The 25266-nt window shown below is 44.6% G+C and carries 24 protein-coding genes and 1 pseudogene; 5 read left to right on the forward strand and 20 right to left on the reverse strand.

The features are described from left to right. Window positions 1-692 precede the first annotated feature (692 nt). From ACRD7P_RS16195 to ACRD7P_RS16255, 13 genes are all read right to left on the reverse strand, one after another. Window positions 693-1613, reverse strand: coding sequence for a DUF3078 domain-containing protein (locus tag ACRD7P_RS16195; protein WP_430908698.1), 921 nt, complete (start codon window positions 1611-1613; stop codon window positions 693-695). Window positions 1614-1691: 78 nt separating this feature from the next. Then, window positions 1692-2198: a DUF2480 family protein gene (locus tag ACRD7P_RS16200; protein WP_430908699.1), complete on the reverse strand. Its 507-nt coding sequence runs from the start codon at window positions 2196-2198 to the stop codon at window positions 1692-1694. A 63-nt stretch (window positions 2199-2261) separates the two neighbouring features. Then, window positions 2262-2594: a DUF59 domain-containing protein gene (locus ACRD7P_RS16205; protein WP_430908700.1), complete on the reverse strand. Its 333-nt coding sequence runs from the start codon at window positions 2592-2594 to the stop codon at window positions 2262-2264. 15 nt (window positions 2595-2609) lie between these two features. Beyond that, window positions 2610-3032 carry a SufE family protein gene (locus tag ACRD7P_RS16210; RefSeq protein WP_430908701.1) on the reverse strand — a complete coding sequence of 141 codons (423 nt, stop codon included), beginning with the start codon at window positions 3030-3032 and terminating at the stop codon, window positions 2610-2612. Between the two features lie 362 nt (window positions 3033-3394). After that, window positions 3395-4456, reverse strand: coding sequence for a zinc metalloprotease (locus ACRD7P_RS16215; RefSeq protein WP_430908702.1), 1062 nt, complete (start codon window positions 4454-4456; stop codon window positions 3395-3397). 159 nt (window positions 4457-4615) lie between these two features. Next, entirely contained in the window at window positions 4616-5830 is a 1215-nt protein-coding gene (locus tag ACRD7P_RS16220; protein ID WP_430908703.1) for an aminotransferase class V-fold PLP-dependent enzyme, read from the reverse strand. A 179-nt stretch (window positions 5831-6009) separates the two neighbouring features. Further along, window positions 6010-6717 carry a porin family protein gene (locus ACRD7P_RS16225; protein ID WP_430908704.1) on the reverse strand — a complete coding sequence of 236 codons (708 nt, stop codon included), beginning with the start codon at window positions 6715-6717 and terminating at the stop codon, window positions 6010-6012. Between the two features lie 11 nt (window positions 6718-6728). Then, window positions 6729-8045, reverse strand: coding sequence for a Fe-S cluster assembly protein SufD (gene sufD / locus ACRD7P_RS16230; RefSeq protein WP_430908723.1), 1317 nt, complete (start codon window positions 8043-8045; stop codon window positions 6729-6731). Window positions 8046-8099: 54 nt separating this feature from the next. Beyond that, window positions 8100-8852, reverse strand: coding sequence for a Fe-S cluster assembly ATPase SufC (sufC, locus tag ACRD7P_RS16235; protein WP_430908705.1), 753 nt, complete (start codon window positions 8850-8852; stop codon window positions 8100-8102). A 127-nt stretch (window positions 8853-8979) separates the two neighbouring features. After that, window positions 8980-10425 (reverse strand): Fe-S cluster assembly protein SufB, encoded by a 1446-nt coding sequence (gene sufB / locus ACRD7P_RS16240; RefSeq protein ID WP_430908706.1) that lies wholly within the window; start codon window positions 10423-10425, stop codon window positions 8980-8982. 123 nt (window positions 10426-10548) lie between these two features. Further along, entirely contained in the window at window positions 10549-10878 is a 330-nt protein-coding gene (locus ACRD7P_RS16245; protein ID WP_430908707.1) for a HesB/IscA family protein, read from the reverse strand. A gap of 135 nt (window positions 10879-11013) precedes the next feature. After that, window positions 11014-12375, reverse strand: coding sequence for a hypothetical protein (locus tag ACRD7P_RS16250; RefSeq protein WP_430908708.1), 1362 nt, complete (start codon window positions 12373-12375; stop codon window positions 11014-11016). After that, the gene (locus ACRD7P_RS16255) at window positions 12372-13613 is read right to left on the reverse strand and encodes a choice-of-anchor B family protein (RefSeq protein ID WP_430908724.1); all 1242 of its coding nucleotides are present in this window, start codon (window positions 13611-13613) and stop codon (window positions 12372-12374) included. Before ACRD7P_RS16255 ends, ACRD7P_RS16250 begins: the two co-directional genes overlap by 4 nt. Before the next feature lie 395 nt (window positions 13614-14008). On the opposite strand from ACRD7P_RS16255, the gene thiL reads away from it, so the two are divergent. The 3 genes from thiL (at window position 14009) to ACRD7P_RS16270 (ending at window position 16974) form a co-directional block, all read left to right on the forward strand. Then, window positions 14009-15058 carry a thiamine-phosphate kinase gene (gene thiL / locus ACRD7P_RS16260; protein ID WP_430908709.1) on the forward strand — a complete coding sequence of 350 codons (1050 nt, stop codon included), beginning with the start codon at window positions 14009-14011 and terminating at the stop codon, window positions 15056-15058. Between the two features lie 48 nt (window positions 15059-15106). Then, window positions 15107-16237 carry a helix-turn-helix domain-containing protein gene (locus ACRD7P_RS16265; RefSeq protein WP_430908710.1) on the forward strand — a complete coding sequence of 377 codons (1131 nt, stop codon included), beginning with the start codon at window positions 15107-15109 and terminating at the stop codon, window positions 16235-16237. Between the two features lie 74 nt (window positions 16238-16311). Then, window positions 16312-16974, forward strand: coding sequence for a hypothetical protein (locus ACRD7P_RS16270; protein WP_430908711.1), 663 nt, complete (start codon window positions 16312-16314; stop codon window positions 16972-16974). 218 nt (window positions 16975-17192) lie between these two features. On the opposite strand, the gene ACRD7P_RS16275 is transcribed toward ACRD7P_RS16270, so the two are convergent. Next, the gene (locus tag ACRD7P_RS16275) at window positions 17193-17411 is read right to left on the reverse strand and encodes a hypothetical protein (RefSeq protein ID WP_430908712.1); all 219 of its coding nucleotides are present in this window, start codon (window positions 17409-17411) and stop codon (window positions 17193-17195) included. 321 nt (window positions 17412-17732) lie between these two features. Between ACRD7P_RS16275 and brnQ the strand changes: the two genes are divergently transcribed. Next, a complete protein-coding gene (gene brnQ, locus ACRD7P_RS16280) occupies window positions 17733-19022 on the forward strand; it encodes a branched-chain amino acid transport system II carrier protein (RefSeq protein WP_430908713.1) in 1290 nt (429 codons plus the stop codon). Between the two features lie 228 nt (window positions 19023-19250). Here the strand turns inward: brnQ and aqpZ are convergent. After that, window positions 19251-19946, reverse strand: a pseudogene (aqpZ, locus tag ACRD7P_RS16285) (aquaporin Z); the annotation flags it as partial. 295 nt (window positions 19947-20241) lie between these two features. Here aqpZ and ACRD7P_RS16290 point away from each other — a divergent pair. After that, entirely contained in the window at window positions 20242-20367 is a 126-nt protein-coding gene (locus tag ACRD7P_RS16290; RefSeq protein ID WP_430908714.1) for a hypothetical protein, read from the forward strand. Window positions 20368-20485: 118 nt separating this feature from the next. On the opposite strand, the gene ACRD7P_RS16295 is transcribed toward ACRD7P_RS16290, so the two are convergent. The 5 genes from ACRD7P_RS16295 to ACRD7P_RS16315 all read right to left on the reverse strand — a co-directional run bounded on the left by ACRD7P_RS16295 (window position 20486) and on the right by ACRD7P_RS16315 (window position 24993). Next, window positions 20486-20779, reverse strand: coding sequence for a type II toxin-antitoxin system RelE/ParE family toxin (locus tag ACRD7P_RS16295; protein ID WP_430908716.1), 294 nt, complete (start codon window positions 20777-20779; stop codon window positions 20486-20488). Further along, window positions 20770-20997, reverse strand: coding sequence for a hypothetical protein (locus ACRD7P_RS16300; protein ID WP_430908717.1), 228 nt, complete (start codon window positions 20995-20997; stop codon window positions 20770-20772). The genes ACRD7P_RS16295 and ACRD7P_RS16300 overlap by 10 nt, the downstream gene beginning before the upstream one ends. An 810-nt stretch (window positions 20998-21807) precedes the next feature. After that, complete coding sequence (locus ACRD7P_RS16305; protein ID WP_430908718.1) at window positions 21808-22323, reverse strand: hypothetical protein; 516 nt, start codon at window positions 22321-22323, stop codon at window positions 21808-21810. Between the two features lie 491 nt (window positions 22324-22814). Continuing rightward, on the reverse strand, window positions 22815-23411 hold the full coding sequence (locus tag ACRD7P_RS16310) for an RHS repeat-associated core domain-containing protein (protein WP_430908719.1): 597 nt from the start codon (window positions 23409-23411) through the stop codon (window positions 22815-22817). A gap of 889 nt (window positions 23412-24300) precedes the next feature. After that, window positions 24301-24993, reverse strand: a complete 693-nt coding sequence (locus tag ACRD7P_RS16315; RefSeq protein WP_430908720.1) for a hypothetical protein — start codon at window positions 24991-24993, stop codon at window positions 24301-24303. Window positions 24994-25266: the final 273 nt, after the last annotated feature.

Genomic DNA, 25266 nt, shown 5'->3' on the forward strand with positions numbered 1-25266 from the left:
GAACAACGACTTTACCTTACCGTTCGTCGAAGATTTTGAGCAGTTCATATTTTTCACAACACTTTCGTCTAGGCACACAACAATAATTTATTGGTGTTGCGCCTTAGCAGTAGATTTGTTCTGGAATTAATGTCGAAAAACCATCTGTTTAAACGTTTTAAAACGATTTTATACCAAAAATACCAAGCCAGATTAGACCAAACCTACTTTACCCAAAGCCCCGGAAATTCCGGGGCTTTGTCATTTAGGATGTTGACGGTCCTATATCGAGTAGAATGACCGTACAATAGCCAATTCCCTTTCCGAACTGACTGTCTCCGTCAAGTTTTGAATACCGAACCAAATTTGAGGCAGAAGTTCCGGACGCGGCTGTAAAGCGTTACGATAAAAAGGTATTTTATCGAAGAAATAGTGCATTTTAACGGATTACACCACAGCTTTGGACCAGTTCACAACAAAAATTTATTCCCGGAACGCTTTGCCCATACATTCGTCCTGTATTTAAGATTTAGAGTGTTTAATGTTTCGGCTTCATTGTTGGAACGGTCCCAAATTCGCATATGACTTTATAAGTTCGATTTGATGGAATGTGCAACCTAATTAACCAATCCTACTTAACAAAAAAACGCCCCGTGACTGTCGGGGCGTTTTACTTTAAGGCCATTACCTATGGCCGAGATATCGGTACTATGTTAGAAAGCGTAGTTCAGACCGAACATCCAATAGCTCTGTGTTTCATTGTCGATGGAATCGAAGGTCGCATCGGTATTGGTCACCAAATCATTGGCAAGCGTTTCTTGCTTGTTTCCTCTTAAACCAAACTCGAAACCGACACCGATTCCTTTCCAAAGGGTGTATCCAAAGGAGTTGATCCAGGTCCAGTTGCTCAGATTGCTGTCCTCATAGCTCTGAAAGGTAGAAAGGTTGGTCTTGAAATTGATAGCTCCCAACTGCTTTGTATAGTCTACCACGATTTTGGCACCCGCCGATGATTCGTATACGGCATCGTTATCCGCAAATACAAAATTGTAGTTCAAAGGATGGATCACCACTACCATATCGGGTATAGGGGTCCAAGTGGCACCAACACCGACATCCAGGTAACCTGGATCGTTAAAATTGTTGATGATGGAGGTACGGTATTCCCCAAGGGCCGAAATAGCAAATTTATCGCTAAGTTTATATCCGTACAAAGAGGTAATATTGAACACATCGGTGGTCCCGTCAAAACTATCGCTGTCTTCCGGATTGTCCTTATCGTCCAATTTCACCCATTGCAGGTTGACGTTTGCGGAGTTCCTCCAAAAGAACTTTTCTTTGTCCAAATTGGCAAAACCGTTTACGGTAACCCCGATATTACCCGAATTATTGTTGGGCGTTCCCTGTAGGTACCAGTTGCTAAAATTGGAAATGTTGGCTCCAATAGTACCGAAGGCACCGGTTTTCCAGCCGGGAAAGGCATCTATTTGCCCTTGTAGGGCGTCGACCCTTGCCTGGATCGCGGCAATCGAATCCTTTTTGCTTGCCTGTTCGGCTTTCAGCTCATCTACTGTCTGTGCAGTTATTGTCGAACATAAGAGTAACGACACTGCGGTAAAAATTAATTTTCTCATAATGGTAAAAGTGTTTAAAATTATTTTCGAAGGCAAAAATAACAATTGCGCACCTATACCTTACTAGATTAACAACAATTATTTCTTTTTAAAGAGTGGCACTGCGGAGCAGGCTTCGCCGTACATCAGGGACTTTGCAACGGGTAAAAGCTTTGTGGTGGCCCACAGATAGGCATTGTCGGGAACCGGTTTTTTACCGCATCCTTTTATGATAACGGAACGATCTTTAAAGGGAGATACGTCTAAATCTGCAATAATTTCCTGATATAGGACCGTTTCCAGGTCCTCTAAAGTGCCCAACACTATTTTTTTTGCCCTAGCGGCAAGTTTACTGCTCAACAGCATATATGCCCATACGGGCACTATGGCGTCCGAAGAACAATGCAAGGCCACAAAACTGTCATCATAAGCTTCCCAAGCGTGGTTGTCGGCCAGCTCTCGAAAGGGTTTTTCGCGAAGTACGAGTCCCTCGTACAGCCAGTCCTTAATGTCCAAGACCATTCTTTTGCCTTTGGGATAATAGGCCTCCAAATCAAAGGTGACCAGTTTGCTTTGGGCGACCCTATTGATAATTTCTTCTGCCATGGCAATTTGTATTTTTTTCTAAGGAGTGGTCGGTTATGTTATACCATTTCTGGTGTTATGGGCCTATAACAGTCCCAATTCCAATTTGGCCTCTTCACTCATCAGATCTTGTGTCCATGGCGGATCAAAGGTAATTTCTACCTCGGCATCGGTGACCATGTCCAACGACTTTACCTTTTCTTCCACTTCTACCGGTAATGTTTCTGCAACCGGACAATTGGGCGAGGTAAGGGTCATCAAAATTTTCACTTCGTTGGCCTCATTGACCAAAACGTCATAAATCAGCCCTAGTTCATATATATCCACGGGAATTTCGGGGTCATAAATGGTTTTTAAGACCCGTACGATTTTCTCTCCCAATGCTTCCGTTCCGTTCGCTTCGTTCACTTCGCTCATATCTTCTGGGTTTTTCTATTTTAACTGTGTCTGATATGCCACGGCATACAGCTTTAATTGTTTGATCATACTCACAAGACCATTGGCCCTAGTGGGGCTCAAGTGTTCTTTTAGCCCTATTTTATCGATAAAGAGGGTATCGGCCTCAATAATGTCCTTTGGTTTTTGATTGCTAAAGGCCCGTATCAAAATCGCAATGATTCCCTTTGTAATAATGGCATCGCTATCGGCAGTGAAAACCAATTTGTCCGTTTCCAGTTCCGCATGCACCCATACCTTACTTTGACATCCTTTTATAATATTGTCGTCGGTTTTATAAGTTTCTTCGATCAATGGTAGGGATTTGCCCAACTCGATCATATACTCGTACCGTTGCATCCAGTCGTCGAACATCGAAAACTCCGCTATGATATCTTCTTGTATTTCCTTTATGTCCATCTCCCAATTTTGTACAAAAGTACAACAAGCGCCGCAGCTATTCAACAGTTTAAGCCAATGATAGGATCAGCGATCTCGATACGGTTTAACCCGGATTATGCATTAGAAAATCTATTACAGCTTCCAGCTACTTCAAAATATGATGCTGCGCTACATTTTTAAATGTAACCGTAGCGGTGCTATGCTTACATTCATAAAATGTCATATTTTATCGCAGCTAAAAGCTTCATTACGAAGTTCTAATGCATAATCCGGGTTTAAAGTTGAAAACGGTACCGCGTATGCTGTTTCCACATGAGTATACAATAAAAAAGGCATTCTTTCGAATGCCTTTTCCGGTCAGTGTAGTTAACAAAATAATATCAGTTGACAAAACCTTCCCTAGGACCGTTCGCAACGAACAAAGCGCGCATACGATCACGTTGCCCGTTGGAGAACATGTACATACAATCGTCCTGAACGTAATCCATATAATTCATGGTCATATCGTTACTTCTGCAATGTACCGTTGGATAGTTCGGGCAGTTGTAATTGGCCTGGTCCGATTTTGGGGTATCCGCTACATAGTCGTCCCGATTGCAACGGCCGTCCCCCCAAATGTGCCTAAGGTTCAACCAGTGACCCACTTCATGTGTGCCCGTTCTTCCTTTTCCGTAGATTCCACCCGCTGCATTTTCGCCAAAAAAGTCCGTCCCGATGACCACCCCGTCCGTTGCGTCCGCTCCTCCAGGAAATTGTGCATACCCGAGTATTCCTCCGCCTATTTCGCAAACCCAGATATTTAGGTTAGTGGTGGGGTCGGTGGGTGCAATCCCCCCCTGCGATGGGTCTTTCATGGCATCGTTCGATCCCCATGAAGCTCGCCCATCTACCTTTCTGTTTACCGTGGCCGTTACAAAATTAACCGCAACATCGGCTACCAACCCGGCAAACTCTGAAGGTACATTGCCCGTATTTGCGTTGTTGTTATTAAAATCCTCGTTCAATACTCGTATTTGTGAGGTAATTTGGGCCTGGGTCACTTCTCCAGAAAATCTTTCCAAGATATTGACCACTACCGGAATGGTTATCGCACCCTCATAGATGGGCGGTGTACCTCCGCCGCCTCCGGGCCTTCCCCTTCCGTTCCCTTTTTCGGCAATGGCTTTTCGTACTTGGTACTCGATATCGTACATTCTTTGTGAAAGGCCTTTATCTTTGGCCAAACGGTATTCCAAATTTTTCATGGAAACGCATTTCTCCGCGTTTCCTGCGACCTTCCCCGTTAAATCGTCGTCAGCTACATACAGACTAAAATCGTCCATATTGATGATAACGTCTTGTTCTTGGGCGTCCAAGGTTTCCTTTTCGGAATTTGCCACCTCACTTTCACAGGATGCCAGCAATACCACTAGCGCTCCCATACATAGAATCACTTTTTTCATAAATAAATAGTTTGTGTTAATGTATGGCGAGGTAAGATTAAACGCATAAGCAAAATCCTAACACTAATGTAGGCATTATCATTTTATTAACACAACATATCATTTAAGAATATGTTCGGAAAACAACTCCAACTTCGGTATGCAGGTATGTCGAGCGTGTCAGGAAAGCATTTTGCGTGCCCTTTCTACGGCCGCTACCAGGGCATCGATCTCTTCCTTGGTATTGTAAAAACTAAAACTGGCCCGCACCGTTCCGGGAATTTGGTAGAAATCCATAATGGGTTGCGCACAATGGTGGCCCGTACGTACGGCAATGCCCAACTTGTCCAAAATGGTACCGATATCGTAGGGGTGTATGCCTTCGATATTAAAGGAGATGACAGCTGTTTTGTGGGCCGCGGTACCGTAAATTTTTAGTCCCGCTATCTTCAACAGTTCCTCTGTTGCGTATGCTAGCAGTGATGCTTCGTAAGCCGCTATTTCTGTAAGACCGATACCATTTAAATAGTCCAACGCGGCTCCAAAAGCGATACCACCGCAAATATTGGGCGTCCCTGCCTCGAATTTATGGGGCAGATCGGCATAGGTGGTCTTTTCAAAGGTAACTTCGGCTATCATCTCGCCCCCGCCTTGGTAAGGGGGCAATTTGGCGAGCCATTCCGATTTTCCGTAGAGCATTCCTACACCGGTAGGGCCACAAAGCTTATGTGCCGAAACGGTATAAAAATCAACATCCAAAGCCTGAAGGTCCGCTTTCACATGAGGGGCGGCCTGTGCTCCGTCGATTACAACGGCCGCATCTACGGCATGGGCCGCCTCGATAATCTCCTCGATCGGATTGATAGTGCCCAGCGCGTTGGAGATATGATTGCAGAACACCAGTTTGGTGTTTTCGGACAACAACTCGCGGTAAACGTCCATCCGAAGCTCCCCTTCGCGATTCATGGGAATCACTTTTAAGGTAGCCCCTGTACGTTCACAGAGCATTTGCCATGGGACAATGTTGGAATGGTGCTCCATGGCCGACACCAAAAGTTCATCGCCTTTTTGTAACAGCGTGGTAAACCCATTGGCCACAATATTGATGCTATGGGTGGTACCCGACGTAAAAATAACCTCTCGGGAAGCGGCAATATTAAAATGCTGCTGTATTTTCTGTCGTGCTTGCTCATAAGCGTCCGTAGCTTCCTGTGAAAGGGCATGCACCCCTCTATGGATGTTCGCGTTGTATCGGGAATAATAGTCCACGATGACGTCGATTACCTGTTGCGGTGTTTGGGAGGTTGCGGCATTATCGAGGTATACCAAGGGCTGACCATTGACCGTTCTGGAAAGGATGGGAAAATCGGCACGTATTTGAGCAACATCTTTCATAGTCATATTTCTAGCATACAAAGATACTTGATATCCGGATCAAGCCGTGGCGTAAACGGTCTAAAAACGAAACCCCGGCCCAACTTTTATGTAATACCATTTCTAATGTTAAATTACCCATTAAAAATTGTTCTTTTCCTTAGAAAACAAAACGTTTATCTACATCTGGAGTAGAGGGGTTAACGAAAAAGGTAGTTGAGAGAAACTTGAAATACGGTATTAAAATTCTGAACGTCCCCGCCCGCCCCGTTGTTCAAACGGTTGCGCACCCCCTGGTAGATACGGCCGGAAACCGCCCATTCTTCGTTAAGGTGGTACGAAACTCCGGCGGCCACACCATAATCCAGTTCAAAATCGCCGTTTACGGAACGTTTTTCGTCCAAAGCACCACCGTCTACCCCTTCAAAATTCTTCAGTTTGGTCACCTCGTTCAGTAAAAATCCAAATTGAGGTCCAAATTGTAGAGAAAAGCGGTCGTTCAACGAAAAGTCTCCCAGCAAGGGTACGGTAAGGTAGTTCGATTGCACTGCGGTCTTAAAATCGTTGCCATCGCCAGTGCCGCCCCCTTCGATAAATGCCAAGTCGGTATTGAACTGAAAGCCTTGGGAGGAATACAACAGTTCCGGCCGCAGCGCAAATTTTCTGGAATAGCGTACGGAAACGAACCCGCCAAAATGTCCGGAAAACCTTGGGTTGACCCCTTCGGTAAGGTCGCCTACGATAGTACTGTAATTCATGCCCGCCTTGAGCCCAAAACGGGTTTCCTGTGCGGAGGAGGTACTGTTAAAAAAGGAGAGTACCACTACCAAACATACCGACCGAAACGTTTGGTCCAAAACCTTTTTACCCTGCGTTCGGGCAATGGTGACACTTAAATGGTTGAACATTGGCTATAGGGCTATAGATCAAAACCCAAATTGACGCCGAGCTTTTTCGCGATCAATTTATTGATACGTGTTTTTAACTCTGGAATGCGCACACTTTCCAATACGTTGTTGGCAAATGCATACATCATCAATGCACGGGCCTCTTTTTGGGGAATGCCCCTCGATTGCAGGTAAAAAAGCGCATCCTCGTCCAACTGCCCGATGGTACAGCCATGCGAACATTTGACATCATCGGCAAAAATTTCCAATTGTGGTTTGGTGTTGATCGTTGCCTTATCACTTACAAGAATATTGTTGTTTTGTTGAAAGGCGTTCGTTTTCTGTGCTATTTTATCGACCACGATCTTTCCGTTGAACACGCCCGTGGCATTTTCCCCATAGATTCCCTTGTAGTCCTGATGACTTTCGCAATTGGGTTCAATATGGTGTACCAAGGTATGGTGGTCTACGTGTTGTTTTTCTCCAAGAATGGTCACTCCTTTCATGGTAGAATCGATATGCTGCCCATTTTGGTAGAAGTTCAGATTGTTCCGCGTCAGTTTGCCCCCAAAGGAAAAGGTATGGACCTTGACAACACTGGTATCTTTCTGTTGGATATAGGTATTGTCGATCAAAGATGCCTTGGAGCTATCGTTCTGCACCTTGTAATAATCTACTATCGCGTTTTTGGCCGCAAAGATCTCGGTCACCGAATTGGTCAGCACCTCGTTAGCGGTCAAACTCTGGTGTCTTTCAATTACCTGTAGTTCGGCATTTTCCTCGGCAATGATCAAATTACGGGGCTGTAGCAATAAGGATGCCTCGTTTCCAGTAGCAAAATGAATGATTTCTACCGGTTTTTTGGGCATTTTGTTCTTAGGGATATAAATATAGGCCCCTTCCCTACTAAAAGCAGTATTTAAAGAGGTAAGCGATTCGTCCTTTGAGGCGGCCTTGTTAAAGTACACGTCCATTACCTGTTTGTACATCGGCTTGGTCAGGGCCGAGCTCATCAAACAGATATCAACACCATCGTGCGTGGTCTCGGATAGAAAAGAGCTGTAGATACCGTCGATAAAGACAATTTTATAGGTGTCTATTTCATGAAGAAAGTACTTCTTCACATCCTTATACTCCAGCGCGTTCGCCTCCTTTGGAAAAATACTGAAATCGGTATTTCGCAAGCTATTTAAGGAAGTATACTTCCAGGCCTCGTCCTTTTTGGAGGGAAAGCCTTTTTCTTCAAAATTTTTAATGGCCTCGGTGCGCACATCGTGTATGGGATGGTCGATATCGACATTGTTTTCAAATGCCATAAACGAGGCGATCAATTTATCCTTTAAATCCATAGTATCTATTTCAAATTGCTTAGGCATCACGCATGTTAACGGTGCCGAACAAACTTAAACCACCGCTTCGTTCTTGATCCAATCGTATCCTTTTTCCTCGAGTTCAAGCGCCAGCTCCTTACCTCCGGATTTTACTATTTTACCATTGTGCAGCACATGTACAAAATCGGGCACGATGTATTCCAACAGTCGTTGGTAGTGGGTGATAACGATAATGGCGTTGTCCTTGCTCCTCAATTTATTGACGCCGTTGGCCACGATACGTAGGGCATCGATATCCAGACCGGAATCAGTTTCGTCCAAAATGGCCAATTTGGGCTCCAACATGGCCATTTGAAAAATTTCGTTTCGTTTCTTTTCTCCTCCGGAAAACCCTTCGTTCAGGGAACGTGACAAAAACCGACGATCGATTTCGAGCATTTCGGATTTCTCTCGGATCAACTTTAACATTTCATTGGCCGGCATGTCTTTTAATCCCTTGGCCTTTCTGGATTCATTGATGGCCGTTTTCATAAAATTGGTCACCGATACGCCCGGAATCTCCACTGGGTACTGAAACGAAAGGAAAACGCCTTTGTGTGCACGTTCTTCCGGTGCCGCATCTTCCAAGTCCTCTCCGTCGAGTACTACCGATCCCTTGGTTACCTCGAACTCCTCTTTCCCTGCAATAACGGAGGCAAGGGTACTTTTACCGGAACCATTGGGGCCCATAATGGCATGTACCTCTCCCGCATTTACCGCTAGGTTAATTCCTTTTAAGATATCTTTCTCTTCTACCCTTGCGTGTAGTTCGTTAATTTTTAACATGCTTACTTCGTTTAAATAATTCGGTATTTCTGGTGTTTCGTTTTCTTTTTTAAAAAGCTGCTTCTTGGTATTTCTACGTCGCTATCGGATCAAGAATAGCCCATCACAAGTTTTCAGGTGCGGTATCCTATCCCACGGAACCTTCTAAACTGATTTCCAATAGTTTTTGTGCCTCTACGGCAAACTCCATCGGCAACTTGTTCAATACTTCCTTGCTAAAGCCGTTTACGATCAAGGCGATGGCCTTTTCCGTATCGATCCCACGCTGGTTACAATAGAAAATCTGGTCCTCCCCGATCTTACTTGTTGTGGCCTCGTGTTCGATCTGGGCCGTTTTGTTTTTTACTTCGATATAGGGAAACGTATGCGCGCCACAGGCGTTCCCCATTAAAAGGGAGTCGCATTGCGAAAAATTTCGGGCATTTTCGGCCCTACTGTTCACCTGTACCAGACCACGATAACTGTTCTGTGATTTTCCGGCGGAAATTCCTTTGGAAATAATGGTGCTACGGGTGTTTTTACCCAAATGGACCATTTTTGTACCGGTATCGGCCTGTTGATAGTTATTGGTGACCGCTATGGAATAAAACTCGCCTATCGCATTATCGCCCTTTAAAATACAGGAAGGATACTTCCAGGTGACGGCAGAACCGGTTTCGACCTGGGTCCATGATATTTTGGCGTTCTTTTCGCAAATACCCCGTTTGGTGACAAAATTGAACACGCCGCCCTTGCCTTCCTTATCTCCGGGAAACCAATTTTGTACCGTTGAGTATTTAATTTCGGCATCATCGAGTGCAATGAGCTCTACCACGGCCGCATGCAGTTGGTTTTCGTCCCTTGAGGGAGCGGTACATCCTTCCAAATAACTTACATAACTGCCTTCGTCGGCGATGACCAATGTGCGTTCGAACTGACCGGTTCCTGCCTGATTGATGCGGAAATAGGTCGAAAGTTCCATGGGGCAGCGCACTCCTTTTGGGATATAACAAAAGCTTCCGTCGGAAAAGACCGCCGAATTCAAGGCCGCATAAAAATTATCTTTTTGGGGCACTACCGAACCGATATACTTTTTCACCAACTCCGGGTGTTCCTTTATGGCTTCGGAAATGGAACAAAAAATGATTCCTTTTTCCGCCAGCGTCTTTTTAAAGGTGGTCGCTACCGAAACGGAATCCATCACGATATCCACAGCAACCCCTGCCAGTTTCTTTTGTTCGTCCAAGGAGATTCCCAACTTTTTAAAGGTGTCCAGCAATTCGGGATCTACCTCGTCCAAACTATCATATTTTGGTTTGCTGTTGGGTGCCGAGTAATAGGATATGGCCTGAAAGTCCGGTTTGGCATAGGTAACGTTTGCCCACTCGGGCTCTTCCATCGCCTGCCAATGTCGAAAGGCCTCCAAACGCCAATCCGTCATCCATTTCGGCTCACTTTTCTTTTTGGAGATGGCAACTACGATATCTTCGTTCAATCCAACAGGAAAGGTATCGGACTCGATATCGGTATAAAAACCGTATTCATACTCCTTTGTTTCCAGTTCCTTCTTTAACTCTTCTTCTGTATACGCCATAACTTCTAATTAAATTTGAACGAAAAGTGCTTTCGCACCGCTACGTTCCGTGAAGTACTTATTATATCGTTTTCTTGACAACCATATTGTCAGGTACCTTCGAGTCCCGAAAGGCCTTTGTCCTTAAAGGGAAAAGCTCTCTCCGCAACCGCAGGTACGCTGTGCGTTGGGGTTGTTGAATACGAACCCTTTCCCGTTAAGGCCTCCCGAATATTCCAATACGGTTCCCACGAGATATAAAAAACTTTTTTTGTCCACAATAATGCGTACGTCATTGTCCTCAAAAACCTTGTCCGCTTCGGAAATGGTCTTATCAAAATCAAGCTCGTAGGACAGGCCACTGCAGCCGCCACTTTTTACGCCTACGCGCACGTAATCTTGGCCCGCATCGAACCCTTCTTCCGTCATCAGGGAAATTACCTTTTTTCGAGCCGTTTCAGATACTTGGATCATGGTTACTTGGATTTGTTCTAAATAGTTTTCAAAGATACGTCATACTGGGGATTTCGACCCAATTCGTAACATTATTATAACAAATGTTTTAATAGGCCTTTTCTATCGTTCCCTTTCGAAACCGTTGCGGGCCGTTTACCGTATTTTTAGCAGTACCAGGTCGGTCGTTCCCTTATTGTCGATTTCAGCCATATCCGTACTACCGGTCTCGCCTACCAAAACAATGCTACCATCGGTGTTTTCCAAGGCATCAAAACCGAAGTCCAAACCCGACCCTCCAAAGGATTTTTGCCAAACCAGTCCGCCATCCCCATTGGTTTTGAGCAACCAAAAATCGTTCTCCCCGTGGTTATGGTCCGCATCCTTATCATTGCTCTTGGAATTGCCGGTAATGATAAAGCCACCGTCCCTACTTATTTGAACGCTATGGGCTGCATCAAAACCGCTACCGCCATAGGTATTTTCCCATAATAGGTTTCCTTGGTCGTCCAATTTTACCAACCATACATCGGACTCCCCATTATTTTTAGAAATGTCGGTATCGGTACTGAACGTATTGCCCACAATGGCATAGGCATTGTCGGGGGTCCTTACGATATCATAGGAAATTTCGATACCGGAACCACCAAAGGAGCGTTCCCATACCAAAGTGCCCTCGGCATCGATCTTGAGCACCCAAAAATCATAGCTTCCACGGCTATCGGAAATATCAAAATCGGCACTCTCGCTAAATCCTGTCATTACAAAACCACCATCGGACGATTGCACCACGGCATGCGCCCGATCGTTATTGGTCCCCCCAAAATACCTTCGCCATTCGATGTTCCCTTCGGCATCCAACTTGGTTCCCCAAAACTCGCCTACGCCATGCCTTGTAAGGGATGTCCCTTTTTCCGTAAACCCATCGGCCCGGGCCGCGGTAACATCTAAAAAACCGATAAAAAAGTAGCCGCCATCGGCCGTTTGCACCACATCATAGGAATGATCATGGCCGGAAAAGCCATAACTGCGCTCCCATTCAATAGTTCCAACGGCATCCAATTTCAACAACCAATTGTCGTGAAAACCCTCATTATTGCTTCCGTCGCCATCGTCGCTCATGGCATACCCGGTCAACATAAAACCGCCATCGGCCGTTTGTATTACGGCCTGCCCTTGGTCGTCCTTGCTACCACCAAAGGTTTTCGACCATTCCAAGCTTCCTTCGCCATTCAGTTTTAACAACCAATAATCGTTTACCGGTAGAGCCTTGCCGCTCAGGTCCCCGTCCGTACTGTCCGAAAAACCTAAAATGGCATACCCGCCATCCGTAGTGGAGATGACCGAACGTGCCGTTTCCGCTCCCGTACCCCCATAGCTTTTTACCCAACTGGTTTCCCCTAAAAACTGGAACACTTCGGAATCCGCCACCATAAGGTCGTCCACATTGTCGGTACATGACAGCAAGAGCGTTCCAAAAAGTAATGGTATGGCCAATCGTACGTTTACACTGCTCATAAACCGGTCGATTTTTTGATTACAAAAAGCCCCCTATTGATGTCGCTGACGACTATTTTTCCACTTTCAAAAAAAGGGTATACGCTCCAAACCCCACTAAACTGGGCCACATCGGTTTCCGGATGCGTATCAAAAAATGCCTTTTCAACAATGTTTCGTTCTGCAATTCCGTTGAGATCTAAAACCCGCACCCCGGCAGTGTAATTGGCCAGAAAAAATTCATCCCCCTTTACATATCCGTTATGGTCGATCGCACTGGTAGGGCCCAAATAGGTATCGTGCAATAGCGGATTGTCCAAATCGGCAAAGTCAAATATCAAGGTGCGCGACTGAAACCCTAAGCGCTGTTCGTCCGTTTCGTCCCCTAAAATAAAAAAACGTTGGTCTTCGGTAAACCATCCTTGATGGGTATATCCAATGTTCGGATAGGTGATGGTGGCAATTTCCGTGGGCGACGCTTTATCGGTCACATCTACGATAACCACCTGATTTTCATTGGCCCCGATATAAATTTCACGGCCGGTATAGTCGGTATCTGCTCCGGAATAGGTAATTACCTGTGCATCGTGGGTGTAGGCGTTGGCCGAGTGCCCCCCGGCGGCCAGCGGGTTTTTTGGGTCGCGAAGATCAATAAAATGACCGCCTCCCAAAAAGGTTGCGGTACCCACGGCATAACCAAAACCGGTTTCTTCGTTGATGACGATGTTGTGTGCGTTCCCGAACTCCCCATAGCGCACATCGGCATCGAAAACAACTGGTGGATCGGCAACGTTGCGCAACCTGGTAAGATCGAACACCTGCATGCCATGGTCTGCGGCCTCGGAAACGATAAAGGCGTGGTCGTTATATACCTTTATGTCGCGCCACGAACTGTTTACCGTAGCCGTGGGCAGCTTTCCAAGATAGATCAGGTTTTGGTCATCGGAAATATCTACGAACGCCGTTCCATTATCCAGCCCCATTAAGGCGTATTCCTTGCCTGAAACCGGGTCGGTCCACCCCCAACTGTCGTTGCCACGATCAGCTGTAAAAATGGCCAACGGCAATTGTCCGACCAAATCGTATCCATTGCAGGGAAATGCTCCGGCCATGCCATCCTCGCAAGGTGTTATTGCGCTGTCCGGTTCGTTGCCAATGTCGTCATTCATTGGGCCGCTCGGTCCATCATCATTATTGGAGCAACTGAAAAGCAATGCAAAAAGCAAGGTGCTCATCATTATATTTTTAACAAAAGTCATCTGTTTCATCTGTTAATATTTATTGTTTTTTAATGGTCAGATGTAATTCGGCAATAATCATTTCGGTTGGTATCAAGAATTGTTATAGCTCATTTCATACTTTATACCATTTCTACCTTGAAATTACCCATTAAAAATTGCCCTTTTCCGCTTATACTTCAAAATAAAAAACAACCGTAGCTAATGCTATGCTTGATTTTTCTTTTTCGTCCAAGCAAAAAATCACTGCTTTTTATTTGGGTAATTTCAAGGTAGAAATGGTATTAAAGATACTATTTCTTATTGCGTGGTCCGAAGTATGGCATGCACAGCCGTTTTTTGGGCCTTTGCCCCGTTGTAACCTGCGTTTTCATTTTTGAAAAGCGATTGCCAAAAAATACCTGTATTTTTGCCCTATGTTGGAAAATAAAGAACAGGAACGTACCGCTTTGGAACGTTTGGGAGAGTTTGGGCTGATCGAACACCTTACCAAAGACTTCCCTATTGAAATGCCCGCAACAGTAATGGGAATCGGTGACGATGCCGCCGTACTTCAGTTGAGCGATGACCACAGCGTTGTCACCACGGACCTATTGATAGAAGGCGTGCATTTTGACCTGAGTTATATGCCCTTAAAACATTTGGGGTATAAGGCAGTGGTGGTGAATTTGTCGGACGTGTACGCCATGAACGCCAAAGCCACCCATATTACCGTTTCGGTAGCGGTCTCCAACCGTTTTCCACTCGAGGCTTTGGAAGCCCTTTATGAGGGTATTCGGCTCGCTACCAAAACCTACGGGGTAGACCTGATCGGCGGGGACACTACTTCCGCTACCGCGGGAATGCTCTTGAGCATTACCGCCTTGGGCACGGCCGCCGAAAAAGATGTGGTATATCGGAAAGGTGCGCGGGCCAACGACCTATTGGTAGTATCGGGAGATCTTGGAGGTGCCTATATGGGGCTTCAGGTATTGGAACGGGAAAAGGAAGTGTTCAAGGTAAATCCGAACAGCCAACCCGACCTAGATCCGTACGCCTACATTGTAGAACGGCAACTGAAACCGGAAGCCCGTAAGGATATTATTGCTCTTTTCCCCCAATTGGGAATTCGTCCGACATCCATGATCGACATTAGCGACGGACTTTCCTCGGAAATTTTGCACCTGTGCAAACAAAGCGGTGTCGGCTGCAAACTGTTCGAAGAAAAAATTCCGCTGGACCCTACGGTCATTAACGCCTGCGAAGAGTTTAAGATCGATAGCAGCTTGGTCGCCCTCAGCGGTGGGGAAGATTATGAATTGCTCTTTACCATTGATCAAAAGGATTTTGATAAAATCAAGGGAAATCCCAACCTTACGGTAATCGGACATATGACCGATGCTTCATTGGGTGCCCATTTGGTGACCCGGGACAACAGTCAAATTCCATTGACCGCGCAGGGGTGGAATTCTTTTGCCTCGAAATAGGAGAAGTTTCCCAGAGGACAAATCGTTACCACAATCCATAAATCAAAAATGGAGACGATCTTAAATGCAGGTTTGGGTATTGGTGTTTTTATGTTTTTGGTCTTGTTGTTCAAACGGGGCAAAAAACGGAGCGACTATTATTTTCTGAGTTGGATTTTGGTGACCATAGGCCAAATCGGGTTTTATGAGGTAACCATATTCCAGTTTCCACTTTCCGGGATTATCGGAGTTCTGGGCTTTGCGCTGCCCCTTTTGAGTACACCGTTATTGTTCCTTTATCTGCTGGCGCTTACCGGGCATTCCATATCATGGAAAAGCGTTTTTGTACATCTAGCTATTTACCCCATTTACGTTATCACGTTAATGGTGCTCGCCGAAAAAAACGGCTTTGTCCTTTCCGCTTCCAATGGGTATTTTATGCCCCCGAAAAACGCTCCTTTATGGATGTTTTACTATGCCGTACCGCTTGCCATTTCGGGCACGACCTACTTTTTTTTGAACCTGTTGTTATTGCGGAAACACCAAAAATCTATAGTATCCCTCTTCTCCTACGATGAAAAAATAAACCTGAAATGGGCGGTTTACGTCATTTACGCCTCTTTTGTGCTTTTTGTAGTAGTTTCCTTCCTCATTTTTGGGGCCACCCAGTTTCAGTTGTTCCCGATAAAAAACGCTTTTGCGCTTGTAGGGATTTGCTCGGGCCTTGTGTTGATCGCATTCGGGTTTTACGGGTTTCGACAGACTACTATTTTTTCGAATATGGAACCGCTTTTTTTAAATGATGATGCGAAAGCGTCGCCCTTGGAAAAATCATCCTATGCAAAATCCGGTCTCACGGAAGCCGCTATCCAACAACTGGCCCAAAAGCTGACCTTGCACATGGAAAAAGAAAAACCATTTTTGAACGAGGACCTCAACCTCCATTTGCTGTCCCAACAGACCCAAATTCCCCCTTCGCATCTTTCCCAAATCATCAACCAACATTTTAAAAAGCATTTTTACGACTTCGTCAACAGTTACCGGGTAGCAGAGGCCAAAGAAAAGATATGCTCGCAAGCGCATGCCCATTTATCCCTGTTGGGCATCGCCTTTGAATGTGGATTTAAGTCCAAGTCTTCCTTTAATCGGTATTTCAAGAAGTATACAGGCAGTGCTCCGTCCGAGTTTAGAAAAAAGTAAGCTTTTTTGGTTCAGCCCATGGGTCGGGTCGTGTGGATCTTTGCTTTAGAAGAGCTTTGCTTAAAACAATATACATGGACGAATACGCTGTTCTTCATCAAACTAATATTATTGTTCACGTATGCGCAGGAACCATAGCATTGCTGGTCGGGTTGATTGCTTTGGCAACCAAAAAAGGCAAAAAATGGCATCTGAAAAGTGGGCGAATATTCCTTTGGCTTCTATCGATCGTAATCCTGACGGGGCTTCTAGGGGTATTCGTGTTCAAAGGGAATGCATTTCTTATCGTTATTACCGTTTTAAGTGGCTACAACGGTTATTCCGGGTATCGGTGTTTAAAAACCAAATCGAACCTTCCACAATGGCAAGATATCGTCGCAGTCGTTGTCGGTATCGCGGCCGGTTCCTATTTCCTGTACTATTTTAAAACCATCGGTATGATGTGGGCCCCGGTAATCATCTATGCTTCGGTAGGATTTCTTTTTTTCATCATCTCATACGACCTGCTTCGGTACCTAATTCCCCGAAAAAAGTATAAAACCCTTTGGTTGTACGAACACATCTATAAAATGATCGCTGCCTTTACCGCCTTGCTATCGGCCGCCACGGGAACGGTACTTCCCCACTACAAGCCCTATAGCCAGTTTTTACCATCGCTATTGGGTACGTCCTTCGCTATTTTTGCCATTATCTATACGTATCGGAAACGCGCTTCTTTGCGGTTAAAATCTTCCTAAAGTACGCCAATGCGTATGTGGACGTGACCGCTTTTCGCATGGTTTCAGGGGGCCGAGGGGCCATCCCTATCCCAAAAAAGAAAATTCCCAAAAACCAAGGGCGTTCCAGCTTAACTGTTGTGGGGCATACGACAGTGAAGAAAGTGGGCGCTTACTTAATTTTCAGGAAATTATCTTCAACCCCCATTAAGAACGGGGGTTTGCTCGCCAAAGCATAATTAGGCTACTTGTTTCGCAGCTCTATGTCTTTTTTGGTATATGATCTCTAAAGTGTTATTGATGTCTTGAAGTTCCGGTGTAAGTGCGGAGAGCTTTCCGCTTACGTCCGTGGTTACCTCTCTACCGCAATGGATACATTTGTATTCTTTGATGTGTGACGTTACTTTTTTTGACACTGAGTAATGGTGTCCGAACAGATTACAAAATACTTTTTTCATGCCAGTAGGTTTTATAAAGCAAGCTACTTTTGGGGAAGTAGTTTTGCTTTGCCAGGTGTTGAACTTTTGCTTCGAAAGCCTTATTTCAAAAAGCTTTTTTCTCTAACGCACGCGCTTAAGTTTTTATTGGGGCGCCAACGAATTTTTCTTACTTTTTTCGATGAACGGTTCATTTCGAACAAAATGTTCGACGAACTACCACTTGAGCCAAGGAAAGTCTTTGTCGAATTTGCAAAGTGCCCCCTTTCTATTTTTATGGAAATGGGTATCTTTCCCGTATCGTTTTCCATAAACGGCACCTATTCTTATAGCCCATTGTAAATGAAAACCAAAAAAGCGCTCTTTGTCACCGCCTTTGCCCTTTTTTCGCTATTTTTTGGTGCGGGAAACCTGATTTTACCGCCTTTATTGGGGTTTCGTTCCGGAAACCTTTGGTGGTTGGTGGCCATGGGGTTTTGCCTGTCCGCCGTACTGGTCCCGATCTGTGGTATTCTGGCACATGCCAAATTACAGGGGACTATTTACGATTTTGCAAAAAAGGTATCCCCCAATTTTAGTTGGGTGTACGCGCTACTGATCTATAGCATTTCCATTGCCCTACCTTCCCCTAGAACGGCGGCCGTAACCCATGAAATTGCGATAGCGCCACTTTTTGGAACCCCACCCTTGGCAACCAGCGTATGCTATTTTGTTTTGGTCTTTATTTTTGTGTTGAACCGTTCCAAAATACTCGATGGCATCGGAAAGGTGCTTACCCCTACGATCATTCTGATGCTGCTGGCCCTAATCGGTAGCACCTTGCTCGGACAAGAGTATGTTTTCGGACTTTCCAGCTTTGAAAATCCGTTTTCGGAGGGAATTTTAGAGGGATATCAAACCTTTGATGCGATCGGTGCCGTTGTCGTGGGAGGGGTCATCATCATTTCCATCGACCTTAAATACCCGAACGCCCCGTATTCGGAAAAGAAAAGCCTGGTGCGCAAGGCAGGATTGCTGGCAGGTTTTGGACTGTTGCTTATTTATACCGGACTTATTGTGACCGGTGCACTCGCCCATGGCGCTTTTGAAGCTACTGTTTCACGCACGGCCTTACTCAATGGTATCAGTACCCAAAACCTGGGAAGCGGCGCCAATATGATACTCAGTATTTTGGTTAGTTCGGCCTGCTTTACCACAGCGGTCGGTATTGTCACCGGCACTGCAGATGTTGCAAAACATTGTTTTAAAGGTTCGCAAAAGGCCTATGTTGCGGCAACAGGTATCGGCTGTGTTTTGGGAATTGTAATGGGCCAATTTGATGTATCCTATATTATATCCGTAGCCTTACCTATTCTTATGATCATTTATCCCATTACTATCGCGCTAATTATATTGAACGTACTCCCCGACAAATATACCTCCACAACCGTATTCCGGGGAGTAATTATCGTTACCGGTATATTCAGCATCCCTGATTTTATGGCGAGTATCGGTTTAGGGGAAGGCATACTGTTTTTACAGCACCTTATTCCATTGAGCAGTTTTGGCATGGCGTGGGTGCTTCCAGCGGTGATAGCGTTCGTTGTAATGAATTTTATGTCCCGGCCATCCACCATCAAAACAGGTGACTAGGCTACTTTCTTATCTTGACCATTTCTTTCTTTTATGGTTTCCGTGCCTAACGATTCAAGAACGAACAAGCCTTGTTTTATTGCTAAAAAACGTCCCTTTTAAGTGTTTCCACTTAAAAGGGACGTCCTATGTTGTTCCTTACGGTCGGTAAGGGGTAGAACCACGTTCCGTACGGAATGTACCAATACCGGTTCAATTTCCTAGTACCATTTCAAAGTTAAAATGGTATTAGGCATCACCGGCTTCAGGGGACAGGTATTTATACACCACTCCCGCCAATAGCGCCCCAACGATGGGAGCGACCCAAAACAGCCACAATTGGCCAAAGGCCCAATCACCGACGAATACTGCTTGACTGGTACTTCGTGCCGGGTTTACCGATGTGTTTGTCACCGGAATGCTCACTAAATGGATCAAAGTAAGACATAACCCTATCGCCAGCCCGGCAAAACCTTTTGGCGCCTTGGAATGGGTGGTTCCCAAAATAACGAAAAGAAAAATAAAGGTGAGCACAATTTCTGCAACCAAGGCCGCGATCATGCCATATCCTCCAGGGGAATGTTCGCCATATCCATTTGCGGCAAAACCGCCAAGTTCAAAGCCTGCATGGTCCGAAGCGATCAGGTATAGGATTCCCGCCCCCGCAATGGCCCCAAGCACCTGTGAAACAATATAGGGCAATAGGTCCTTTCCATCGAAGCGCCCCCCTACCCAAAGGCCAATGGAAACGGCCGGGTTCAAATGACAACCGGAAATGTGCCCTATGGCATAGGCCATGGTCACTACGGTTAGACCAAAGGCGATGGACACCCCAACAAAACCGATTCCAAGTTCGGGGAAGCCTGCCGCCAAAACGGCACTTCCACACCCTCCCAATACCAACCATAAGGTACCGATAAATTCTGCGATTACTTTTTTCATACGTACTGATTTAGTTAATGATTATAGTGTTAGTACGGTAAGTTATCAAAAATTTAAATGTCAGCATATCAAAAAGTAATGAAAATCAGTGATTTACAACGTTTTCTAGAGAAGAAAACCCGAGGAAGAATGCCGAAAAGCACCCTAAAAAACAGGGAGGCGAAGTTGTGGCTCTTTTTTTAACGTTGGTTTTGAACGCACAGGAAATAACTGCCTTCTAAGCTATATTAATGGAATTGGCTGTGACACTATCCCGATTAGCGGATAATACCATTTTAACTTTGAAATGGTGTGACTTATGTCGATTGGATATTTGGCAGAAGTGTTGGCCCCTCTTAAAAGTGATACCAAAACGCCGATTGAGCGTCCCGACGCGGATGGAAACGTTTCGACTTTTGTTTTCGGGGTCTCCAGAGCATGGTGAAGGAGTGATTACAATGCTATTATGCACACCTTGCTTTGTTAGCACGGAGGCCAGCGGAACAATAGGGAACACTGGATATTTTACCTTTCGCAAAAAATTGGATTTTGTTTTAGGAGAATTATTTGATAGGTTCCTGTTTCGTACCCCTAAAGTTAATGATTTCGATAATGCCTTTTCTGGGCCTTATTCTGTAGATGATATAGTTATTCTTGTCCACCAAACCTTTGTGGACATTTTTATGTTTGGCGGTCGCAGGACAGATCATCGGGTATTTGGCGATACGCCCCATTAGACTTTTTAGGTTCTCTTCCAAATTATGGATTTCCTTTACCGTCCATTTCTCTTCAAGGAATGCTATGACCGTATCGAGACCTTTTTCGGCTTGTGGCGTCCAGACTATTTTCAACGCCATTTATCAAAACGTTTCATTACGGTACCATTGGAAGTGTATTCCCCTTTGTCCGCTTGTCCTAGTCCTGTTTCAATCTCCACTTGTTCTTCTTTCGAGAGTTCGCTCCACCAATCCATCTGTTCCTCGTCGAACACTTTTTTGAGCTTTGCCAATAGGCTTTCTTTTTGAGTCTGCAATAAAAGATGCATCAACTCCAATTTAGTGGTCTCTATATTCATGATTTCTAAGGTATTTGTACTTATAACAAAGATAATTTATATTTCATTGCCCTAGGTGCAACCAAAGATTACCCCTAGTTGGTTTGTGTTTTCCTTAAGTAAATGACCTCGGGACAAGCCCACGAGGCATTAGAACGAAAATTACCATTGATTTCGACGCAAGCGTCGGAGCATTTTAAATCTCGATTATCGAGTAAACTACTTAGGGGCAATCCTACGAGGCATTAAAAAGAACTGTCCTTTACTATTTCGATGCAAGTATCGGGTTAGGGGAACCCGCTCATAGGAATCAAAAATCTATACCGTTTGGTGGCGTAAGATTATGCTCCCGCCAGTTTGCAACTGGTGGCCACTCATGTAGGCCAACGACAGACGCGCCACCGGTTAAAGACTAGCGGGAGCTGCGAGCGGAGTACGGCCGGTGCACTTTGTCATAATTTTATAGTACTTACTCAGTAGGCCACTAGTTACAAACTAGCGGGAGCCGGGGTTTCCGTTGTAAAGGGGTGGGGCCAGTTTTCAGATCGTGCCAAAGGTAACCATTTTAGTGTTGGACCGTCTTCTTTACCGACATAGAACCAGCTTATGCCAATGTAGGAACTGGACGAAAAAGGAACGCTCCATGATATTCAAGATGATCGATTCTTTCCTGACCAAAAAGAAGTTCAAGGACTTTTTCAACAAGAACGTGGCTTCGCTCTAAAGCACAAAAAACAATGAAATCCCGCAGCAGTCCTTGGTCGTAACGCTATAATACTTACTCGGAACGCCACTAGTCACAGACTAGCGGGAGCGGGGAGCGGGGCGTTATTACTTTGTATCTTCCACATAAATTTCTTTCTCAAAATAATACTTTTTCACCGGTATACTGTCCAATGCCTTATCATCTATTGGAGGAACCTTGCCAAGATATTCCATAATATACCCCCTTATGGTGTGCATACCTGTTCTTGAAAACTTACGGCCAAAGATTGTAGTTTTTTTATAGTCCATATTGCGAACCCATTTTTGATTTGTAGTATCGTTTTTTAAATTCAGAAAAATAGCTATATCAATATCATACTCATTTGACAAATCGGACTTTAAGGGCAAACTATCATTGTTTTCCATGAAGACCATTATCTCGGATTCGGCATTCGCAAAATAAGGTTGCTTAAGTTTAGCAAATATTTTCACAAATTTACCCACTTGTACAGTATCTGAAGTAGCTGTTACAGAAAATACTACTTGCGGGTCATCTACTGAGCCTTTTTTTTCTTCTAAGCATCCAATATGGACAAAAGCCACTAAAACTAATGGATAAATCAATTTTTTTCTTAAAATCATGTTAGGTATTTATCATTTTATTCCCTTCTTACAGTCGTATCTTTAACTGAGGATTTGAGATTCTGTCCGCCTCCTCTAATCACGTGAGACTTAACACTAATGGAATCAACATCTACATCATTCGACATTATACTATCTGCCGTATTTACCGCATTTTGATGAGCTCCGTCCACTCCATGTCTTGGAACAAAGAAATCATTCGAAAACTCGGTGCTGAACTCTCCGTTGCGATACTTCAATAACTTGAAGGCATAGGGGTCTGCCACTGTAGGCTCCGGTGGTGGTGGTTGCTGCATTGTACTGGGCGTTGAAGTTGGTGAAGGCAGTATGTCCTTAACAGCATCCGCTCTTTCATATGTGCCCATTAGCCATTCCCAAAATCTAATCCATGGATTCCCTCCTCCTTTAGCGGTACCAAAACCAGGTAAATCACCATGACCAAGTTCTCCTTTTCGCGGTCCTCTTGTACCACTATCTTCCTTTCCAATGCCTCAATAAGTCGGATTGCCTTTTCTTGATTTTTTCTTCTTACCCGTTACTACGACTTCATCCAAGGCGATGGGATTATATCTCACAGGTTTGCCATCTATGCCCCAAAGGGTTCTTGTTTCCTCATCATAATACGTTTCGCCAAGATAGGTGGCACCATTTGGAACATCATCGGGCCCGTGAACATTAGGGTCATAAATGACCGTGCCATCGCCTCTATCATAGTAATCGGTTTTACGATAAGAGCCATCTCCGGGAAACAATCCATCAACATCAATATAATAGACCGGATTGTTAAGAGTATAGTTATAAGGAGAATAGCTCTTCATCATTCCGGCCAAGTTATCCATATTGAACCATCTCCCCAAAGCAGGATCATAGTTCCTCCAACCATAATCCAACCAGCCCAAACCAAGACTTTCTTCCAGTTCTTTCCCGTTGTAGGTCATGAAGTTATTTTCCTCGCCATTGATAACATTGTTGTACCCTTTGTGCTGCAGTCCGAAGGGATAATAGTTGTTCTCCTCGATGATCTCCGTACTTGGGTCTATGGCCCCGTCGTTGTCGGCATCGGTATAGGACAATCGTACGTTGCCCAAATGGTCACTGTACTGATACACGTAATCGTACCCACCGGAACCGTTAGGGGCAATATACCCCTCGGCATGGTTAAAGAACTGAAGGTCCCCGTTCTCATAGATGTAGTTCCCCGCATAATCCCTTATGCAAAAAAACGCGTTCCCGGCCCTTTCTTTGGCCTGTTACCTCTAAAAAAGTATGTAAAAGAACGTTTTTGTTAATTTTAAAGATAGACATATTTACCGTTAAGTCCTCGCAAGCAAAGCCCAGTTTTTTATGCTAAAAAGCCCCTGTTCTTTGCTTGCTCCCCTGGCCCCGGTATGTTACATAATTTGCATTATAATACGGTTCGGTATTTTCGGTTCCCATTGTCCTTTTGGCCGTACTTATAATGTAAACTATGTAAAATACTCCCTCAAGCCCACGCCGCCAACGCTTGCCCTGTAACCAATCCCGAACCGTCGGGAGGCTTCTGCCCAATGATTTTCGGGGAAGGGATTATAGTATCACGCCCATGTAATCCCCGGTTAAACGTGATATGGCGGAGCGTAGGGGCCTTTTGCCCCGCATTTCATAGTATTAGCTCGGTAAGGCTTTGGGGCATGATGTTTTGCGGACGTATGGCGAGAGAGGGACTTGAACCTATGGTCTTCTGCTCCCAAAGCAGGAGGTCGCAGGTCATGAAGTCGGCGGACGGTTTTCGAGGGTAGCGTTTTTAAGGATGGCTAACTGCGGCCGTGTTCCCTGAGCGCAGCCGAAGGGAGGAGCGCAAAGGCGTTCGCCATCCTTAAAAATGATGGCCGAGCGGCCACGGAGCGTCCCGGCATTAGTAAGTTTGTCATGACAACAACACATCTTGAATTGGGTGTTGTAATCTTGTTTTGGGCAAGTAAATATGATATTTTCGTTTTATATTTCGTTTAACTCTTTCCGCATTAATTTTATAATATCACCTTTGATTTTTTGTATCACTAACCCGGATACTTCTATTTCCTCTTGATTCCGTTTCATTCCTTCTTGGTCATTGCTCAACATAAGTTTTGGCAAGTCGGACATCATTTTATGTGATTTTTCCATATTCCTGTCATAAGCCAATTCCATCAAATTTAACTTGTCCAAGATTTCATCACTTGCTATTAACTTGATAGTGTTCGTTTCTTGTTTAATTTTCATTAAATCCTCATTGGCCTCGAAGGTCAGTTTTTGGATTTTCTTGGACATTGCAGTAATAGCTTTATTTTCATTTCGCTTATTGTTTTGACTGGAAGCGTTCAGATAGTTTCTATTAAATTCTTCTAAAATGGGCATTAATTTTTCCTGCGTCGATTTGTTGGCCTCGCTTGTAAACTGGTCGATTAATTTGAAGTAATTAACATACTGTTCTTTTTTGCTCTCGTATTGATATTTGCGTTTCGCTATATCAAGTTGATGGTTCTTTTTAATAGATTCGGTTTCTTCAATCAGTTCTTTGTTTTTTCTTTTCAATGCAGCAATTTTTCCGCTCTCCTGAACAAAACTCCGTATGTATAAAATCAAAAGTGTAACGAACCCCGCAATTATGTAAATCAAGTAAGGCTCTAAAAATGTTAAATCAATATCCATTAGCCTATAAGTATTGTACAATCATATTCTGTTCGTTTACTTCCAAAAATACGTAAATAAAAACGTGGTCTAGTGTAGGGTATAGCGGCAATTTTACATAATAGCAGTTATGGCTACGCCCGCAACAATAACAGCTCGCCGTAGGCAACCAAAAGGGAAGCTACCATAACTTCTATTATGTAAACATTGCTTTGGCGGTGCGCTGGCGAGGAAGCAGGGCAGGCCTAGGGGATTTTTGCTTTTCGCAACAATCTAGGTCTGCCCTGTGCGGGG

The sequence above is a fragment of the Maribacter sp. 2-571 genome (assembly GCF_050589625.1).
GTDB lineage: Bacteria > Bacteroidota > Bacteroidia > Flavobacteriales > Flavobacteriaceae > Pelagihabitans.

Bases quoted from the DNA above. Each gene is read 5' to 3' on its own strand.
- ACRD7P_RS16195 (WP_430908698.1), bottom strand. From the start codon at position 1,613: ATGAGAAAATTAATTTTTACCGCAGTGTCGTTACTCTTATGTTCGACA.
- ACRD7P_RS16200 (WP_430908699.1), bottom strand. From the start codon at position 2,198: ATGGCAGAAGAAATTATCAATAGGGTCGCCCAAAGCAAACTGGTCACC.
- ACRD7P_RS16205 (WP_430908700.1), bottom strand. From the start codon at position 2,594: ATGAGCGAAGTGAACGAAGCGAACGGAACGGAAGCATTGGGAGAGAAA.
- ACRD7P_RS16210 (WP_430908701.1), bottom strand. From the start codon at position 3,032: ATGGACATAAAGGAAATACAAGAAGATATCATAGCGGAGTTTTCGATG.
- ACRD7P_RS16215 (WP_430908702.1), bottom strand. From the start codon at position 4,456: ATGAAAAAAGTGATTCTATGTATGGGAGCGCTAGTGGTATTGCTGGCA.
- ACRD7P_RS16220 (WP_430908703.1), bottom strand. From the start codon at position 5,830: ATGAAAGATGTTGCTCAAATACGTGCCGATTTTCCCATCCTTTCCAGA.
- ACRD7P_RS16225 (WP_430908704.1), bottom strand. From the start codon at position 6,717: ATGTTCAACCATTTAAGTGTCACCATTGCCCGAACGCAGGGTAAAAAG.
- sufD (WP_430908723.1), bottom strand. From the start codon at position 8,045: ATGGATTTAAAGGATAAATTGATCGCCTCGTTTATGGCATTTGAAAAC.
- sufC (WP_430908705.1), bottom strand. From the start codon at position 8,852: ATGTTAAAAATTAACGAACTACACGCAAGGGTAGAAGAGAAAGATATC.
- sufB (WP_430908706.1), bottom strand. From the start codon at position 10,425: ATGGCGTATACAGAAGAAGAGTTAAAGAAGGAACTGGAAACAAAGGAG.
- ACRD7P_RS16245 (WP_430908707.1), bottom strand. From the start codon at position 10,878: ATGATCCAAGTATCTGAAACGGCTCGAAAAAAGGTAATTTCCCTGATG.
- ACRD7P_RS16250 (WP_430908708.1), bottom strand. From the start codon at position 12,375: ATGAGCAGTGTAAACGTACGATTGGCCATACCATTACTTTTTGGAACG.
- ACRD7P_RS16255 (WP_430908724.1), bottom strand. From the start codon at position 13,613: ATGACTTTTGTTAAAAATATAATGATGAGCACCTTGCTTTTTGCATTG.
- thiL (WP_430908709.1), top strand. From the start codon at position 14,009: ATGTTGGAAAATAAAGAACAGGAACGTACCGCTTTGGAACGTTTGGGA.
- ACRD7P_RS16265 (WP_430908710.1), top strand. From the start codon at position 15,107: ATGGAGACGATCTTAAATGCAGGTTTGGGTATTGGTGTTTTTATGTTT.
- ACRD7P_RS16270 (WP_430908711.1), top strand. From the start codon at position 16,312: ATGGACGAATACGCTGTTCTTCATCAAACTAATATTATTGTTCACGTA.
- ACRD7P_RS16275 (WP_430908712.1), bottom strand. From the start codon at position 17,411: ATGAAAAAAGTATTTTGTAATCTGTTCGGACACCATTACTCAGTGTCA.
- brnQ (WP_430908713.1), top strand. From the start codon at position 17,733: ATGAAAACCAAAAAAGCGCTCTTTGTCACCGCCTTTGCCCTTTTTTCG.
- ACRD7P_RS16290 (WP_430908714.1), top strand. From the start codon at position 20,242: ATGTCGATTGGATATTTGGCAGAAGTGTTGGCCCCTCTTAAAAGTGAT.
- ACRD7P_RS16295 (WP_430908716.1), bottom strand. From the start codon at position 20,779: ATGGCGTTGAAAATAGTCTGGACGCCACAAGCCGAAAAAGGTCTCGAT.
- ACRD7P_RS16300 (WP_430908717.1), bottom strand. From the start codon at position 20,997: ATGAATATAGAGACCACTAAATTGGAGTTGATGCATCTTTTATTGCAG.
- ACRD7P_RS16305 (WP_430908718.1), bottom strand. From the start codon at position 22,323: ATGATTTTAAGAAAAAAATTGATTTATCCATTAGTTTTAGTGGCTTTT.
- ACRD7P_RS16315 (WP_430908720.1), bottom strand. From the start codon at position 24,993: ATGGATATTGATTTAACATTTTTAGAGCCTTACTTGATTTACATAATT.